Origin of the sequence: Streptomyces sp. NPDC005811 (genome assembly GCF_040630405.1) — a bacterium.
Taxonomy (GTDB): Bacteria; Actinomycetota; Actinomycetes; order Streptomycetales; family Streptomycetaceae; genus Streptomyces.
In genome coordinates, this window is the sequence record NZ_JBEXXK010000016.1 from 153,601 (window position 1) to 168,473 (window position 14,873).

At 72.4% G+C, this 14,873-nt stretch carries 13 protein-coding genes; 2 read left to right on the forward strand and 11 right to left on the reverse strand.

Annotated features, from left to right (window positions below):
* Positions 1–216: 216 nt before the first annotated feature.
* The gene (locus ABZ490_RS19300; RefSeq protein ID WP_358991288.1) at positions 217–1,191 is read right to left on the reverse strand and encodes a 2-hydroxyacid dehydrogenase; all 975 of its coding nucleotides are present in this window, start codon (positions 1,189–1,191) and stop codon (positions 217–219) included.
* Between the two features lie 75 nt (positions 1,192–1,266).
* Here ABZ490_RS19300 and ABZ490_RS19305 point away from each other — a divergent pair, with 75 nt between their 5' ends.
* Positions 1,267–2,265 carry an aldo/keto reductase gene (locus tag ABZ490_RS19305; RefSeq protein WP_358991291.1) on the forward strand — a complete coding sequence of 333 codons (999 nt, stop codon included), beginning with the start codon at positions 1,267–1,269 and terminating at the stop codon, positions 2,263–2,265.
* Between the two features lie 125 nt (positions 2,266–2,390).
* The gene (locus ABZ490_RS19310) at positions 2,391–3,551 is read left to right on the forward strand and encodes a PQQ-dependent sugar dehydrogenase (RefSeq protein ID WP_358991294.1); all 1,161 of its coding nucleotides are present in this window, start codon (positions 2,391–2,393) and stop codon (positions 3,549–3,551) included.
* An 18-nt stretch (positions 3,552–3,569) separates the two neighbouring features.
* Here the strand turns inward: ABZ490_RS19310 and ABZ490_RS19315 are convergent, their stop codons facing one another.
* The 10 genes from ABZ490_RS19315 to gatC form a co-directional block, all read right to left on the reverse strand.
* Positions 3,570–6,587 carry an AAA family ATPase gene (locus ABZ490_RS19315; RefSeq protein WP_358991427.1) on the reverse strand — a complete coding sequence of 1,006 codons (3,018 nt, stop codon included), beginning with the start codon at positions 6,585–6,587 and terminating at the stop codon, positions 3,570–3,572.
* A gap of 107 nt (positions 6,588–6,694) precedes the next feature.
* Entirely contained in the window at positions 6,695–6,928 is a 234-nt protein-coding gene (locus tag ABZ490_RS19320; protein WP_358991297.1) for a hypothetical protein, read from the reverse strand.
* 199 nt (positions 6,929–7,127) lie between these two features.
* Entirely contained in the window at positions 7,128–7,697 is a 570-nt protein-coding gene (locus tag ABZ490_RS19325; RefSeq protein ID WP_358991300.1) for a hypothetical protein, read from the reverse strand.
* Between the two features lie 36 nt (positions 7,698–7,733).
* The gene (locus ABZ490_RS19330) at positions 7,734–8,309 is read right to left on the reverse strand and encodes a GNAT family protein (RefSeq protein ID WP_358991303.1); all 576 of its coding nucleotides are present in this window, start codon (positions 8,307–8,309) and stop codon (positions 7,734–7,736) included.
* Positions 8,287–10,515 carry an MMPL family transporter gene (locus ABZ490_RS19335; RefSeq protein WP_358991306.1) on the reverse strand — a complete coding sequence of 743 codons (2,229 nt, stop codon included), beginning with the start codon at positions 10,513–10,515 and terminating at the stop codon, positions 8,287–8,289. Before ABZ490_RS19335 ends, ABZ490_RS19330 begins: the two co-directional genes overlap by 23 nt.
* Before the next feature lie 176 nt (positions 10,516–10,691).
* Positions 10,692–11,060 carry a hypothetical protein gene (locus tag ABZ490_RS19340; protein WP_358991430.1) on the reverse strand — a complete coding sequence of 123 codons (369 nt, stop codon included), beginning with the start codon at positions 11,058–11,060 and terminating at the stop codon, positions 10,692–10,694.
* A 177-nt stretch (positions 11,061–11,237) separates the two neighbouring features.
* Positions 11,238–12,752 carry an Asp-tRNA(Asn)/Glu-tRNA(Gln) amidotransferase subunit GatB gene (gene gatB, locus ABZ490_RS19345; RefSeq protein ID WP_358991308.1) on the reverse strand — a complete coding sequence of 505 codons (1,515 nt, stop codon included), beginning with the start codon at positions 12,750–12,752 and terminating at the stop codon, positions 11,238–11,240.
* A 15-nt stretch (positions 12,753–12,767) separates the two neighbouring features.
* On the reverse strand, positions 12,768–13,007 hold the full coding sequence (locus ABZ490_RS19350) for a hypothetical protein (protein WP_067008367.1): 240 nt from the start codon (positions 13,005–13,007) through the stop codon (positions 12,768–12,770).
* A complete protein-coding gene (gene gatA, locus ABZ490_RS19355; RefSeq protein WP_358991312.1) occupies positions 13,004–14,506 on the reverse strand; it encodes an Asp-tRNA(Asn)/Glu-tRNA(Gln) amidotransferase subunit GatA in 1,503 nt (500 codons plus the stop codon). The genes ABZ490_RS19350 and gatA overlap by 4 nt, the downstream gene beginning before the upstream one ends.
* Positions 14,507–14,511: 5 nt before the next feature.
* Complete coding sequence (gene gatC / locus ABZ490_RS19360; protein ID WP_018531282.1) at positions 14,512–14,808, reverse strand: Asp-tRNA(Asn)/Glu-tRNA(Gln) amidotransferase subunit GatC; 297 nt, start codon at positions 14,806–14,808, stop codon at positions 14,512–14,514.
* Between the last annotated feature and the right edge of the window lie 65 nt (positions 14,809–14,873).

Genomic DNA, 14,873 nt, shown 5'->3' on the forward strand with positions numbered 1-14,873 from the left:
CGTCGGATCGTTCGTCCATAGGCCGTGCATCGCCCGTCGCCCCCCTCACAAGTCTGAAATGTCCGTCCCAGGCGCCGAAAGGTCGCGGCGCAGCCCCTGTCGGGACGATACACCAGTCCCGTCACTCAGGGACATAGGTTCTCTACGCTCCGTGACGATCATCGGCATATGCGTACGGACCGCGCCCGGGGGACTGCGGAGGGTGCCGGAACCGGACTACACGGCTGCCGCACCCGTCGTCAGGATCACGTGGCGCAAAGGCTCCTGGTTCACGAACCGTCCCAACTGGTCCACGAGCAGCCGCTTGGCGCGGGGCAGGAAGGCGGAGGTGGGGCCGCCGACGTGGGGGCTGATCAGCACACCGGGCGCGCGCCACAACGGGTGGGCGGGGGGCAGGGGTTCGGGGTCGGTGACGTCCAGGGCGGCGATGAGGCGTCCGGTCTCCACTTCGGCGAGCAGCGCCTTGGTGTCGACGACCGGGCCGCGGGCCACGTTGACCAGCAGCGCGCCGTCCTTCATACGGGCCAGGAACTCGGTGTCGACCAGGCCGCGGGTGGTCTCGGTGAGCGGGGTGGAGAGGATGACCACGTCCGCGTCGGGCAGCAGGGCGGGCAGTTCGGTGAAGGGGTGCACAAGACCGCGCGCCGTCGTGCGCGGGGAGCGCGCGACGCGCGCCACACGCGCCACCTCGAACGGCACGAGCCGGTCCTCGATGGCCGCGCCGATGGCCCCGTACCCGACGACCAGCACGTTCTTGTCGGCGAGCGCCGGATGGAAGCCGCCCTCCCAGTGCCCGCGGTCCTGGGCCCGCACGAACTGCGGGATCCCCCGCAGCGCGGCGAGCGTCAGGGCGAGCGCCAGTTCGGCGGTGCTGGCCTCGTGCACCCCGCGCGCGTTGCAGAGCCGTACACCGGACGGCAGGTCCGCCAGCCGTGCGGTGATGTCGTCCACCCCGGCGGTGAGCGTCTGCACGACCCGCACCCGCCGCATCTCGGCCAGCGGCGCCACCCGCACCCGCTGCGCCTTCATGTACGGCACGACGTACACGACGCAGTCGGCGGGGTCCCCGGGGTACGGCTGATCGCCGTCCTCTCCCCCGTCCCAGAAGAGGTAGTCGAACCCCTCGGGGAGACCCTCGATCTCCTCCGGGGGGATGGGCAGCCATACGTCACGGGGCGGGTCGATGCTCATGCGAGGAGGCTAATTCAGGTACGCGCGCGTACAGAGGTTAGGTTGGGGGGTCGTAAGAGGGAGGGTCGCGGGCAGGTGGAGCGCAGGACGATCGGTGTGGGGGCGCTCTCGGTGGGGGCCGTCGGACTTGGGTGCATGCCGATGAGCTGGGGATACAGCGGGTCACGGCGGCGGGGCGAGGAATCGGTGAGGGCGGTGCACCGGGCACTGGACCTGGGCTCGACCCTGCTGGACACGGCCGACATGTACGGCCCGTTCACCAACGAGCTGTTGCTGGGGCGGGTGTTGAAGGAGCGGCGCGGCGACGCGTTCGTGTCGACGAAGGTCGGTCTGCTCGTGGGCGAGCAGCACATCGTGGCCAACGGCCGCCCCGCGTACGTGAGACGGGCCTGCGACGCGTCGCTGCGGCGGCTCCAGACGGAGGTCATCGACCTGTACCAGTTGCACCGCGCCGACCCCGAGGTCCCGGTCGAGGAGACCTGGGGCGCGATGGCGGAGCTCGTCCGGGCGGGCAAGGTAAGGGCGTTGGGGCTGTGCGCGGTGGGGGCGCGGGGCGGCCGGCGCTCCGGCGGGCGGCTGCACGACGCGACGATCGGGCAACTGCGGCGGTTGCAGCAGGTGTTCCCGGTGAGCGCGGTGGAGGCGGAGCTGTCGGTGTGGTCGCCGGAGGCCCTGGACGCGCTGCTGCCGTGGTGCGCGGAGCGCGGGGTGGGCTTTCTGGCGGCGATGCCTCTGGGGAATGGTTTCCTCACCGGCACGCTGACCCCGGGCGAGGGCTTCGAACCGGACGACATGCGGGCCCGGCACCCCCGTTTCACCGCCGAGATGATGGCCGCGAACCAGTCCGTGATCGCCGGTCTGCGCCGGGTGGCCGCGCGGCACGGCGAGGGGGTGACGGCGGCCCAGGTGGCGCTGGCCTGGGTGCTGGCGCAGGGGCGGCACGTGGTCCCGGTGCCGGGGGCCAAGCAGGAGCGGTGGGTGGAGGAGAACGCCGGTGCGGCCGGACTGCGGCTGACGCCCCGGGACCTGGCCGAGGTGGCGGAGCTGCCCGCCGCCCAGGGATCGTGGGAGTGAGCGCCGCGCGGTCTCCGGTGCCGCTTTCGGGTGGGACCGGCGGGGATCGGGAACCTGTGGGGCGGGTTCCGCGTAGGGACAGGTGGAGGCTGCCGCGGGACCGCCGTGTCGAAGGGAGCGCGATCGTGCGAGGTCGAGTGGTGACGGCCGGGCTGGCCGCGGGGGCGCTGCTGTTCGCGGCCGGCTGCTCCTCGGGCGACGGGGGGTCGTCCGGGACCGGGCCGAGCGCGTCCGCGAGCGGTACGGCGGTCCGGGGCTCGTCCTCCCCGAGCGCCGAGGCGACCCCGCCCGCGAAGGGCACGGTCGTGGTGGTGCGCACGGTCGCCGAGGGCCTGAACTCGCCGTGGGGCCTGGCCCCGCTCCCCGAGGGCGGACTCCTGGTGGCCTCGCGCGACGAGGGCACGATCACCCACGTGGACGAGTCGAGCGGCAGGAAGACCGAGGTCGGCGAGGTCCCGGGGGTCTCCGCGGCCGGCGAGGGCGGACTGCTCGGCCTCGCCCTCTCCCCCGACTACGCCTCGGACCACATGGTCTACGCGTATCTGACCTCCGTCTCGGACAACCGGATCGTCCGGATGATCTACGACCCGAAGCGGCCCGCAGGTGATCAGCTGGGCGCGCCGGACACGGTCTTCAAGGGCATCCCCAAGGGCATGATCCACAACGGCGGCCGGATCGCCTTCGGCCCCGACGGGATGCTGTACGCCGGCACGGGCGAGACCGGCGACCGCGGGCTGTCCCAGGACAGGAAGTCCCTGGGCGGCAAGATCCTGCGGCTGACCCCCGAGGGCGATCCGGCGCCGGGCAACCCCTTCCCCGACTCCGCGGTGTACTCGTACGGCCACCGGAATGTGCAGGGACTGGCCTGGGACTCCGCACAGCGGCTGTTCGCCTCGGAGTTCGGCCAGGACACCTGGGACGAGCTGAACGCGATCAAGCCGGGCGGCGACTACGGCTGGCCGGTGGTCGAGGGCGAGTCGGACGACAGCGCGTACGTGAACCCGATAGCCGAGTGGCACACCGACGACGCCTCCCCCAGCGGTATCGCCTACGCCGAGGGCTCGATCTGGATGGCCGGTCTGAAGGGGCAGCGCCTGTGGCGCATCCCCCTCAGGGGCACCGAGGCCTCGGCCGACCCGCAGTCCTTCCTCCAGGGCGAGCACGGCCGGCTGCGCACGGTGGTCTCGGCGGGCGGCGACCGGCTCTGGGTCACCACCAGCAACACGGACGGCCGCGGCACCCCGAAGAAGGGCGACGACCGGATCCTGGAGCTCAGGGTGAGCTGAACCGGCCGGGCCCCGGCCTCAGGCGAGCGCGCGCTCTCCCGGCTCCGGCGGGAACACCCCCAGCCGGTGGGCCAGGGCGGCCGCCTCTCCGCGGCCGGAGACACCCAGCTTGGCGAGGATGTTCGAGACATGGACGCTGGCCGTCTTCGGGGAGATGAAGAGCGCGGCGGCGATCTGGCGGTTGGTCCGGCCGGCGCAGACCAGGCGCAGGACGTCGCGTTCACGGCTGGTGAGGCCGAGGGCGTCGGCGGGGTCGTTGGAGGTCCGCGGGGTGAGCGGGATGCGCGCCCGCTGGGCCAGGGCCGTCACGGCGTCGGTCAGCGGGCGGGCGCCGAGGTGGCCGGCGACCGCGTGGGCGAGGCGCAGGAGCTCGGTCGCGCGGTCGCGGTCCTGGTCGCCCGTCGCCAGCAGGGCCTCGGCGAGGCGGTGCCGGGTGCGGGCGAGGTCGTAGGGGCGCTGCAGCCGCTCGAAGGCGGTGACCACCTCGGACCAGTCGTCCGGGACGGCGCGGCCCTCGGCGCGCAGCAGTTCGGCGCGGAGCCAGCTCGCGTGCGCCTGCCAGACCGGGGCGGGGGTCGCGACCGACCTGGCGGCCTTGCGGAGCGCGTCCAGGAGGTCCGGGCCCGCCTCCGCGGCGGTGATCAGCAGGGGCCAGGCGTAGCACTGGGAGCCGGGCGGGAAGCCGGGCTCCAGGGCGCGTACGAGGTGGGCGCGGGCGTCGGCGGGGCGGCCCTCGGCGACGGCCAGGGCGAGGGCGATCCGGGTGAGCGGGAGGTGGTGCTGGGCGGCGCGCTCCTGGGCACCGAAGAAGCCCTGTGCGGCCGCGAGTTGGCGTTGCGCCTCGGCGAAGTCGCCCCGGGCCAGGGAGAGTTCCGCGCGGCGGGTGGCGTGGATGCCCTGGGCTGCCACGCCCTGCCCGGCCCGGTCGGCGACCGCGGCCGAGGCGGCCTCCGACTCCTCCCAACGGCCCAGGGAGAACAGGGACTCGGCGAGGTTTCCGCACACCCAGGCCTTGGTGTCGTTGAGCCCGTGCCGTCCGGCGAAGGCGACGCCCTCCTCCAGGAGGGTCACGGCGTCCCGGGAGCGGCCGACCGCCTCCAGTTCGGAGGGGAGGTTGATGTAGACGCTGAGCGCGACGGAGGTGATGTCCTCGGCCAGGGCCCGCTCCTTCACCTCGTGCATCTCGGCCAGGCCGGCCTCGATGTCACCGGCGCCGACCATGAGGCTGCCGAGAATCTGGCGGGCGTCGAGCTCGGTCTCGCGGGCGCCGACCATCCTGGCGTACGCGACCGCGCGCTCGGCGTCGTCGTACGCCTCCGGACCGGGTGAGTGGATCATGGACCAGTTGGCGGCGCGGGTGAGGACCTGGGCGTGCACCTCGCTGGGCGGCAGGCCGCGGACCAGGTCCTGGGCACGGGCCAGTTCCTCGCGGCCGCTCCCCCGGCCCAGGGAGCGCACCAGCCGGGAGCGCTGGACCCAGAACCAGGCGGAGCGCAACGGGTCGTTCTCGTCGGCGAGGAGCCGCAGCGCCCGCTTGGTGATCTTGAAGGCGCGTTCGCGTTCCCCGCAGAAGCGGCCGGCGACGGCGGCCTCGGCCATGAGGTCGAGATAGCGCAGCGGGGTGGTGGCGGGGTCGCAGCCGCTGGGGGTCCCCCCACGTCGTTCAGGCATTGGGGGAGGGTAGGCCTCGGTGTAGTCCACCGGGCGCAGCCGGGACCGTATGTCCTCGGGGGCCGTGTCCCACAGCTCCATCGCCCTTTCCAGGAGCCGCAGTTGCTCGCTGTAGGCGCTGCGGGAGCGGGCCTCGACGGAGGCGGCCAGGACGGCGGGGAGGGCCTTGGCCGGTTCATGGGCGTGGTACCAGTAGCTGGCCAGCCGCATCACCCGCTCCTCGGCGGGGACGAGGGCCGGATGCGCTTCGAGGGCCTCGGCGTAGCGGCGGTTGAGGCGTGAGCGTTCGCCGGGGAGGAGATCGTCGCCGACGGCCTCGCGGACGAGGGAGTGGCGGAAGCGGTAGCCGTCGCCGTCGGGGGTGGCGAGCAGGAGGTTGGCGTCCACGGCGGCCCGCAGTGCCGTGATCAGCTCGTCCTCGCCGAGCCGGGCGACGGCCTCCAGCAGCCGGTACTCGACGGTGGAGCCGCCCTCGGCGACGATCCGGGTGACGAGCTGGGCGGTCTCGGGCAGCGCCTCGACCCGGACCAGCAGCAGATCGCGCAGGGAGTCGGTGAGGCCGGTGCAGCAGCCCTCGTGGGCGGCGACGGCGAGTTCCTCGACGAAGAAGGCGTTGCCGTCGGAGCGTTCGAAGATGTCGTCGACCTGGGCCGGGTCGGGTTCCTGGGCGAGGATGCCGGCGATCTGACGGCCCGTCTCCTCCCGGGTGAGACGCCCGAGTTCCAGGCGGCGGAGGGTGCGCAGCCGGTCGAGTTCGGCGAGCAGGGGGCGCAGCGGGTGGCGGCGGTGGATGTCGTCGGCGCGGTAGGTGGCGAGGACGACGAGACGGCCGGTGCGCAGGGTGCGCAGCAGGTAGGAGAGCAGATGGCGGGTGGAGGCGTCGGCCCAGTGCAGGTCCTCCAGGGCGAGGACGACCGTGCGGTCGGCGGTGACGCGTTCCAGGAGGCGGGCGGTGAGCTCGAAGAGGCGGGCCATGCCCTCCTCGTCGTGCCGCCCGGGCCGGGTCTCCCCCATCTCGGGGAGCAGCCGGGCGAGTTCCGTCTCCTGTCCGGCCGCCGCCGCGGTCAGTTCGTCCGGCAGGGCGCGGCGCAGGGCGCGCAGGGCGGTGGAGAAGGGGGCGAAGGGCAGCCCGTCGGCGCCGATCTCCACACAGCCGCCGAGCGCGACGACGGCGCCCCGGCGGGCGGCCACGGCCGTGTACTCCTCGACGAGGCGGGTCTTGCCGACCCCGGCCTCGCCGCCGATCAGGAACGCCTGCGGTTCTCCCGCGGCGGCGCGGGTGAGCGCGTCGTTCAGGAGGTCGAGCTCGTCGCGGCGGCCGACGAAGACGGGACTGACGGACCTGGTCTCCACGGGGGCGAGCATCGCACGCGAGGACGGCACCGGCCCACTCGTTATCGGCACGGCGCCCGGCGTCGGTGCCGGAGGGCGGCCGACCCCTGTGCGGCCGCCCTCCGGCCCGGCCACGGCGGTCATGCCGGGCGGGCGGACCGGGGCCTGTGGGAGCGGGTGCCGGGTGCCGCGGACGCGCGGTCGGCCTCGCCCTCCCGACCGTCCCGACCGTCTCGGGCGGCACGGGCGGCACGCTCGGCGGCCTCGCGGCGGGCGGCGCGGCGGCCGCGGACGGCCTCACGGGCCAGCCGCTCGTGTGCGGCCCGGCGCAGCAGCTCGGCGGCACGGGCCTGCTGGATCTCGTACGCGTACATGGTGGTTCCCCCTCGGGACGGCGGGCCGGCGTGGCGCCTGCCGCGGTGTCCCCACCCTCGTCCCCGAGGGGGGTCCGCCACATCGGGAGAGTGCCGCATCTTCGGCCGTGCGCAGGGGCCTTAGACGTGCGTGAGGGGCCTCAGGGCCGCCGTAAGGTGCTTACGGCGGCCCTGAGGCCCCTCGTGACGGGTGCGGGACTCAGCTCGCGGACGGCAGGCCGAGCAGGGCGTCGGTGTACTTGAGGACGGCCAGCAGCAGGCCGATCACACCGAGTACCACGCCGGCCCAGGAGACCGACTTGATCCAGGGGGCCTGCGGGCCGGCGTTGCCGAACGCGGGGCGTGCCAGCACGACGACACCGACGACCAGGGCGGTCAGCGCGAACAGGCCGGCCCACAGGGCGGTGGTCTGCCAGGCGTCGCCGTAGACGGCCTGGATCTGCTTGGCGACGGTCGCGCTCGACGAGGTCTGGAGCTGGCCGACCAGGGTCTGGCGGGCGCCCGCGATCGTGCCGATCCAGCTGCCGCTGAGCGACACGAGGCCGAGCACGGCGGCGACGACGGCCCCCGCGCCCTGGCCGACGCCCGGGGCGCCCTCCTTGGCGACGGCGTCGTCCAGGTCGGCGTCGAGGCCGTCCTCGAGTACCTCGTTGTCGTCCGTGCCGGCCGAGCCGTCCGTGTCGGCCTCGGTCACGTCGTCGGACGCTTCGGTCTTGGTGAGGTCCGCCGTCTGCTCGTCGGCGGCCTCGTCAACAGTCTTGGTTCCCATAACCTCGCACCGTACGGACGCTCTCTGAGAGGTCCCTTAATGATCGTTGTGAGCGGCACGCGCGCGTGCGGCACGCCACTCCCGGGCCAGCACGGACCACACTTCGAGGTCGTGCCGCACCCCACGATAGGGGTAGGCCTCCCGGCGGACGCCGTCGCGGGTGAACCCGAGCCGCCGGGCCACGTCCAGGCTCTTGGTGTTGCCGGCCGAGGCGACCCACTCGACGCGCTCGATCCCGCGCCGTTCGACGGCGAAGTCGATCAGTACCTGCATGGCCCGGGTGACCAGGCCGCGCCCGGTGCCGGCGGGCTCCAGCCAGCAGCCGACCTCGCAGTTGCCGTTCTCCGCGTCGAAGTTCAGGAACAGCACCCCGCCGACGAGCCGCCCCTCCAGCCAGAGTCCGTGCAGGGAGCCGGTGTCGGCGGCGCGCAGGCCGGCGTACCGCTGGAGCACCTCGCGCGCCCCGGCGGTGTCGGTGGCCTGCGAGCCGAAGGGGACGTACGCGTTGATGAACGCGCGGCCGCGCTCCAGGTGCGCGAGGAACTCCTCGGCGTGCCAGGGTTCCAGCGGCCGCAGTTCGGCTCCGTCGTCACCCAGCGATATCGCGTACATCCGGCTCCCGCTCCTTCTCCAGCGCCTCGACCACCTCGGTGAGCCTCTCATGGGCGGCACGGCACTCGGGCGGTTCGATGCTGATCCGGGGCAGGTGGCGGTCGAGCCGGCGCGGCAGCCACCAGTTGGCGCCGCCGAGCAGATGCATCAGCGCGGGCACCAGCAGGGTGCGCAGGACGAAGGCGTCCAGGGCGACGGCGGCGGCGAGCGCGATGCCGAACATGGCGATCACCCGGTCGCCGCTGAGGACGAAGGCGAGGAACACCGAGATCATGATGACCGCCGCCGAGTTGATCACGCGGCTGGTCTCGGCGAGGCCGACCCGTACGGCGCGCCGGTTGTCGCCGGTCTCCAGCCACTCCTCGTACATCCGGCTGACCAGGAACACCTGGTAGTCCATGGAGAGGCCGAAGAGGACCGACACCATGATGACCGGGAGGAAGGGCTCGATCGGGCCGGCCCGGCCGAGGCCGAGCAGCTCGCTCCCCCAGCCCCACTGGAAGACCGCGACGACGACCCCGAAGGCGGCGGCGACGGCGGCCACGTTCATCACGGCGGCCTTGAGCGGGATGCCGACGGAGCGGAAGGCGAGCAGGAGCAGCAGACAGCCGAGGCTGATCACGACGCCGACGAAGAGCGGCAGTTTGCCGACGATGACCCCGGCGAAGTCGTCGTAGCCCGCCGTGCCCCCGCCCACCTGGACGTCGAGGGAGGTCCCGGCCTCGGCCCGGGGCAGCACCTCCTCGCGCAGCCGGTCGACGAGCTCGCTGGTGTTCTTCGACTGCGGGGCGGCCTCCGGCACGACCGTGAGGTAGGCGAGGTGTCCGCCGGAGTCGAAGGTGACCGGGGTCACCGAGGCGACGCCCTCGGTGGCGCGCAGGGTGGTGTCGAGGTTGTCGAGGGCGAGCCGGTCCTCGGCGCCGTCGACGCGGGTCACCAGGGTCAGCGGGCCGTTCACCCCGGCGCCAAAACCGTCGGCGAGGAGGTCGTAGGCCTGGCGGGTGGTGCTGGTCCTCGGGTCGTTGCCCTGGTCGGAGGTGCCCAGGCGCAGGGAGAACGTCGGCAGGGCTAGGACGGCGATGACGACGACGGCGATCGAGCCGAGGAGCTTGGGGTGGCGCTCGACGAACGCCGACCAGCGGGCGGCGAACCCGGTGGGCAGCTCCGGCTCGGGTCCGTGCTCGGCGAGCCGGCGGCGTTCGCGGCGGCTGAGGGCGCGCGGGCCGATCCAGGCCAGCAGGGCGGGCAGCAGGGTCACGGAGGCGGCGACCGTGAGGACGACGGTCAGGGAGGCGGCTATCGCGACGCCGTTGAGGAAGTTCAGGCGCAGGATCAGCATCCCCAGCAGGGCTATGCAGACCGTGGCGCCCGCGAAGACGACCGCGCGTCCGGTCGTCGCGACGGCGTTGGTGGCGGCCTCGGTGACCGTCAGGCCCCGTTTCAGGCCGCGCCGGTGGCGGGTCACGATGAACAGCGCGTAGTCGATGCCGACGCCGAGGCCGACCAGCATGCCGAGCATCGGCGCGAAGTCGGCGACGGTCATGGCGTGCCCGAGGAGCTGGATGCCGGCGTAGGCGGTGCCGACGCCGACCAGGGCGGTGGCGATGGGCAGCAGCGAGGCGGCGAGCGAGCCGAAGGCGAGGAACAGCACGACGGCGGCCACGGCCACGCCGACGATCTCGGCGAGATGCCCGCCGGAGGACTCGGTGAGGGCGATCGCGCTGCCGCCCAGCTCGACCTGGAGTCCGTCGCTCTCGGCGGCCTTGGCGGCCTTGACCACGGCCCGTGCCTCGGACGTGCCGATGTCCTCGGCGCGGTCGGCGAAGGTGACGGTGGCGTACGCCGTGTGCCCGTCCTTGCTGATCTGCGCGGCGCCCTGCTCGCCGTAGGGTCCGGTCACGGAGGCGATCCCGGGCAGGTCGGCGATCCGGTCCAGCGCGCGGGTCATGGTCTGTTCGACGTCGGCGGCGCGGACGGTGCCCGAGGTGGTGTGCCAGACGACGGTGTCGCTGTCGCCGCCCAGGGCGGGGAACCCCTCGGCGAGCAGCTGGGTGGCGCGGCCGGACTCGGTGCCGGGGACCTCGTAGTCGTTGGAGTAGGCGGAGCCGGTGGCGACGGCGGCGGTGGCCGTGCCGACGAGAGCGAGAAGCCAGAGCACCACCGTGACGAGGCGGTTGCGTACACACCAACGTGCGAGGGCTGCCACTGACGTGCTCCCGGGGTGAATTGTGGATCTTTGACCGGGAAACAGCCCGCAAAGAACGTATGAGCAATGCGGTGCCACTCTTGCAGGCGGTGAAGATCCTTTGATGCGTTCGTGTGTCTTTTCACAAGAGTGGGAGGCAGATCACAGGACAATAACGACGGCGGTGTCAGCGCATGTCAGTCGGCCTGGTCGCCGAACGCCATCACCATCACCCCGGCGATCATCAGCCACAGAGCGCGCCGGGTACGGCCCCGGGCGCCCAGGAAGCCCGCGCCGGCGCAGACGACCGCGCCCAGGGCGTAGGCGGCCGGGACGAAGGCCGGGGCGGTGCCGCCGAGGCGCATGAGGGACGCGGCGAGACCGGCGAGGGTGAGCAGGGCCCCGGTCGCGGTCGCCGTCCAGCGGGCCCGCCGGGCGTCCTCGTAGTCGTACTCGTCGTCGTCCGAGTCGTCCGAGTCGTCGGAGTCGTCGGAGTCGTCGGCACCGGCCTCGTCGTCCGCGTCGGCTGCCTGATCGGAAACCTCGGAGCCTGCTGCCTCGCCCACGTCGTCCGCGTCACCCGCGTCATCCGTGGCGCCCGCGGCGTCTATGCCGCCCTGTGGCTCTGAGTCGGTTCGTGCACTCATGGCGCGCGAGCGTAGCGCTTCAGGCTGAGAGCGGGAGAGGGGGTGCGCCCTGAGCGGACGCACCCCCTCTCCGGAGTTACCCGAGGTCACCCGAGGTCAGCCCTCGCTGACCCCCAGCTTCTCCAGGATCAGCTCCTTGACGCGGGCCGCGTCGGCCTGCCCGCGCGTGGCCTTCATCACGGCGCCGACCAGGGCACCGGCCGCGGCCACCTTGCCACCGCGGATCTTGTCGGCGATGCCCGGGTTGCCGGCGATGGCCTCCTCGACGGCGGTGGTCAACGCGCCCTCGTCGGAGACGACCTTCAGCCCGCGCCGGTCGACGACCTCGTCCGGGGTGCCCTCGCCCGCGAGGACGCCCTCGATGACCTGACGGGCCAGCTTGTCGTTCAGGTCACCCTTGGAGACCAGCTCGGTGACCCGGGCGACCTGCTCCGGCGTGATGGCCAGCTCGTCCAGGGACGTGCCCGACTCGTTGGCGCTGCGCGCCAGTTCGCCCATCCACCACTTGCGGGCGGAGGCCGCGTCGGCACCGGCGTCGATCGTGGCGACGATCTTGTCCAGGGCACCGGCGTTGAGGATCGCCTGCATGTCGGTGGTGGAGATGCCCCACTCGGCGAGCAGCCGGGTACGGCGGACCAGCGGCAGCTCGGGAAGCGCCGCCCGGATCTCCTCCACCCACTCACGGGAGGGGGCCACCGGCACGAGGTCCGGCTCGGGGAAGTACCGGTAGTCCTCGGCCTCCTCCTTCACGCGGCCCGAGGTCGTCGACCCGGTGTCCTCGTGGAAGTGGCGGGTCTCCTGGATGATCGTCCCGCCGGCGTTCAGCACGGCCGCGTGCCGCATGATCTCGAAGCGGGCCGCACGCTCCACGGACCGCAGCGAGTTCACGTTCTTGGTCTCGGAACGCGTGCCGAACTTCTCGGTGCCGTTGGGGCGCAGCGACAGGTTCACGTCGCAGCGCATCTGGCCCATCTCCATGCGGGCGTCCGACACGCCGAGCGCCTTGATGACCTCGCGCAGCTCACGGACGTACGCCCGCGCGACCTCGGGAGCGCGTTCGCCCGCGCCCTCGATCGGCTTGGTGACGATCTCGATCAGCGGGATGCCGGCGCGGTTGTAGTCGAGCAGCGAGTGCGAGGCGCCGTGGATCCGGCCGGTCGCGCCGCCCACGTGGGTCGACTTGCCGGTGTCCTCCTCCATGTGGGCGCGCTCGATCTCCACGCGGAAGACCTCACCGTCCTCCAGCTGGACGTCGAGGTAGCCGTTGAAGGCGATCGGCTCGTCGTACTGGGAGGTCTGGAAGTTCTTCGGCATGTCCGGATAGAAGTAGTTCTTCCGGGCGAAGCGGCACCACTCGGCGATCTCGCAGTTCAGCGCGAGACCGATCCTGATCGCGGACTCGACGCCGGTCGCGTTGACGACCGGGAGCGAGCCGGGCAGGCCGAGGCAGGTGGGGCAGGTCTGCGTGTTGGCGTCCTGACCGAGTTCGGTCGAGCAGCCGCAGAACATCTTGGTCTTGGTGCCGAGTTCGACATGGACCTCGAGGCCCATGACGGGGTCGTACGACGCCAGCGCGTCCTCGTACGACACCAGGTCGGTCGTGGTGGTCACGGTGAAACTTCCCTCTCAGCCCAGCAGGACGTCGTCGTCGCCCAGCCGCTTCAGCTCGCGGTACAGGATGGCGAGACCGGTGACGATCGCGACCGCGGAGACGGTCGCGTCGATGAGCCGCAGCGTGTCGTGCTCGGCGCGGGCCTTCTTGATCTGCTTGGCCACACCGATCGCGCCGAAGGCCGTGCCGGCCATCGACAGGTACGTACCGGACTTGGACTTCTTGAAGCCCTTGGCCTTGTTCAGTGCACTCACAGCGACGGAGCCTCCTCGAGGAGCGGGTGCCCCCACTTTTCCACGAAGGCGGCCTCGACGGCGGCGCCGACCTTGTACAGCCGCTCGTCCTTCAGCGCCGGGGCGATGATCTGGAGACCGACCGGGAGGTTGTCCTCCGGGGCGAGACCGCACGGCAGCGACATGGCCGCGTTGCCCGCGAGGTTGGTCGGAATGGTGCACAGGTCGGCCAGGTACATCGCCATCGGGTCGTCGGCGCGCTCGCCGATCGGGAAGGCGGTGGTGGGCGTGGTCGGCGAGACGATCACGTCGACCTGCTCGAAGGCCTTCTCGAAGTCGCGCGTGATGAGCGTGCGGACCTTCTGGGCGGAGCCGTAGTACGCGTCGTAGTAGCCGGAGCTGAGCGCGTACGTGCCGAGCATGATCCGGCGCTTGACCTCGGGCCCGAAGCCCTCCGCCCGGGTGAGGGAGGTGACCTCCTCGGCCGAGTGGGTGCCGTCGTCGCCCGTACGGAGCCCGTAGCGCAGCCCGTCGAAGCGGGCGAGGTTGCTGGAGCACTCGGACGGCGCGATCAGGTAGTACGCCGACAGGGCGAGGTCGAAGGACGGGCAGTCCAGCTCGACGATCTCGGCGCCCAGCTCCTTCAGCAGCGCGACGGACTCGTCGAACCGCTGGATGACTCCGGCCTGGTAGCCCTCGCCGCGGAACTGCTTGACGACGCCGACGCGCATGCCCTCGACGCTGCCGTTGCGGGCGGCCTCGACGACCGGCGGGACCGGGGTGTCGATCGAGGTGGAGTCGAGCGGGTCGTGCCCGGCGATCACCTCGTGCAGCAGCGCCGCGTCCAGGACCGTACGGGCGCAGGGCCCGCCCTGGTCGAGGGAGGAGGAGAAGGCCACCATGCCGTAGCGCGAGACGGCCCCGTACGTCGGCTTCACGCCGACCGTGCCGGTGACGGCGGCGGGCTGGCGGATGGAGCCGCCGGTGTCGGTGCCGATGGCCAGGGGCGCCTGGAAGGAGGCGAGCGCGGCGGAGGAACCGCCGCCGGAGCCGCCGGGGATCCTGGTGAGGTCCCAGGGGTTGCCGGTCGGCCCGTAGGCGCTGTTCTCGGTGGAGGACCCCATGGCGAACTCGTCCATGTTGGTCTTGCCGAGGATGACGACGTCGGCGGCCTTCAGCTTCTTGGTGAGGGTCGCGTCGTACGGCGGGATCCAGCCCTCGAGGATCTTCGAACCGACGGTCGTGGGCACGCCCTCGGTGGTGAAGATGTCCTTGAGCGCGAGCGGGACGCCGGCCAGCGGGCCGAGCTTCTCCCCGCGGTCCCGCTTCTCGTCCACGGCACGGGCCTGGGCGAGGGCGCCCTCGCGGTCGACGTACAGGAAGGCGTGGACCTTCTCGTCGACGGCCTCGATCCGGGCGAGGTGGGCCTCGGTGACCTGGACGGCGGTGAGCTCGCCGGAGGCGATCCTCGCGGCCGTCTCGGCGGCGGTGAGCTTGATGATGGTGACGTGGTCCGTCATGGCGATTAGTCCTCCCCCAGGATCTGCGGCACCTTGAAACGCTGCTGCTCCTGGGCCGGGGCGCCGGAGAGCGCCTGCTCGGGGGTGAGCGACGGACGGACCTCGTCCGCCCGCATGACGTTGGTCAGCGGGAGCGGGTGCGAGGTCGGCGGTACGTCTTGGTCGGCGACCTCGCTGACGCGGGCGACCGCGCCGATGATGTCGTCCAGCTGTCCCGCGAAGTGGTCGAGCTCTTCGGGCTTCAGCTCCAGACGCGCCAGCCGGGCGAGGTGGGCGACCTCCTCGCGCGTGATGCCAGGCATGCAGCGTTCCTCTGGGGTGAGTGAATGGTGATGTGGGGCCAATCCTAGGGTGCGGCGGCCCGTGG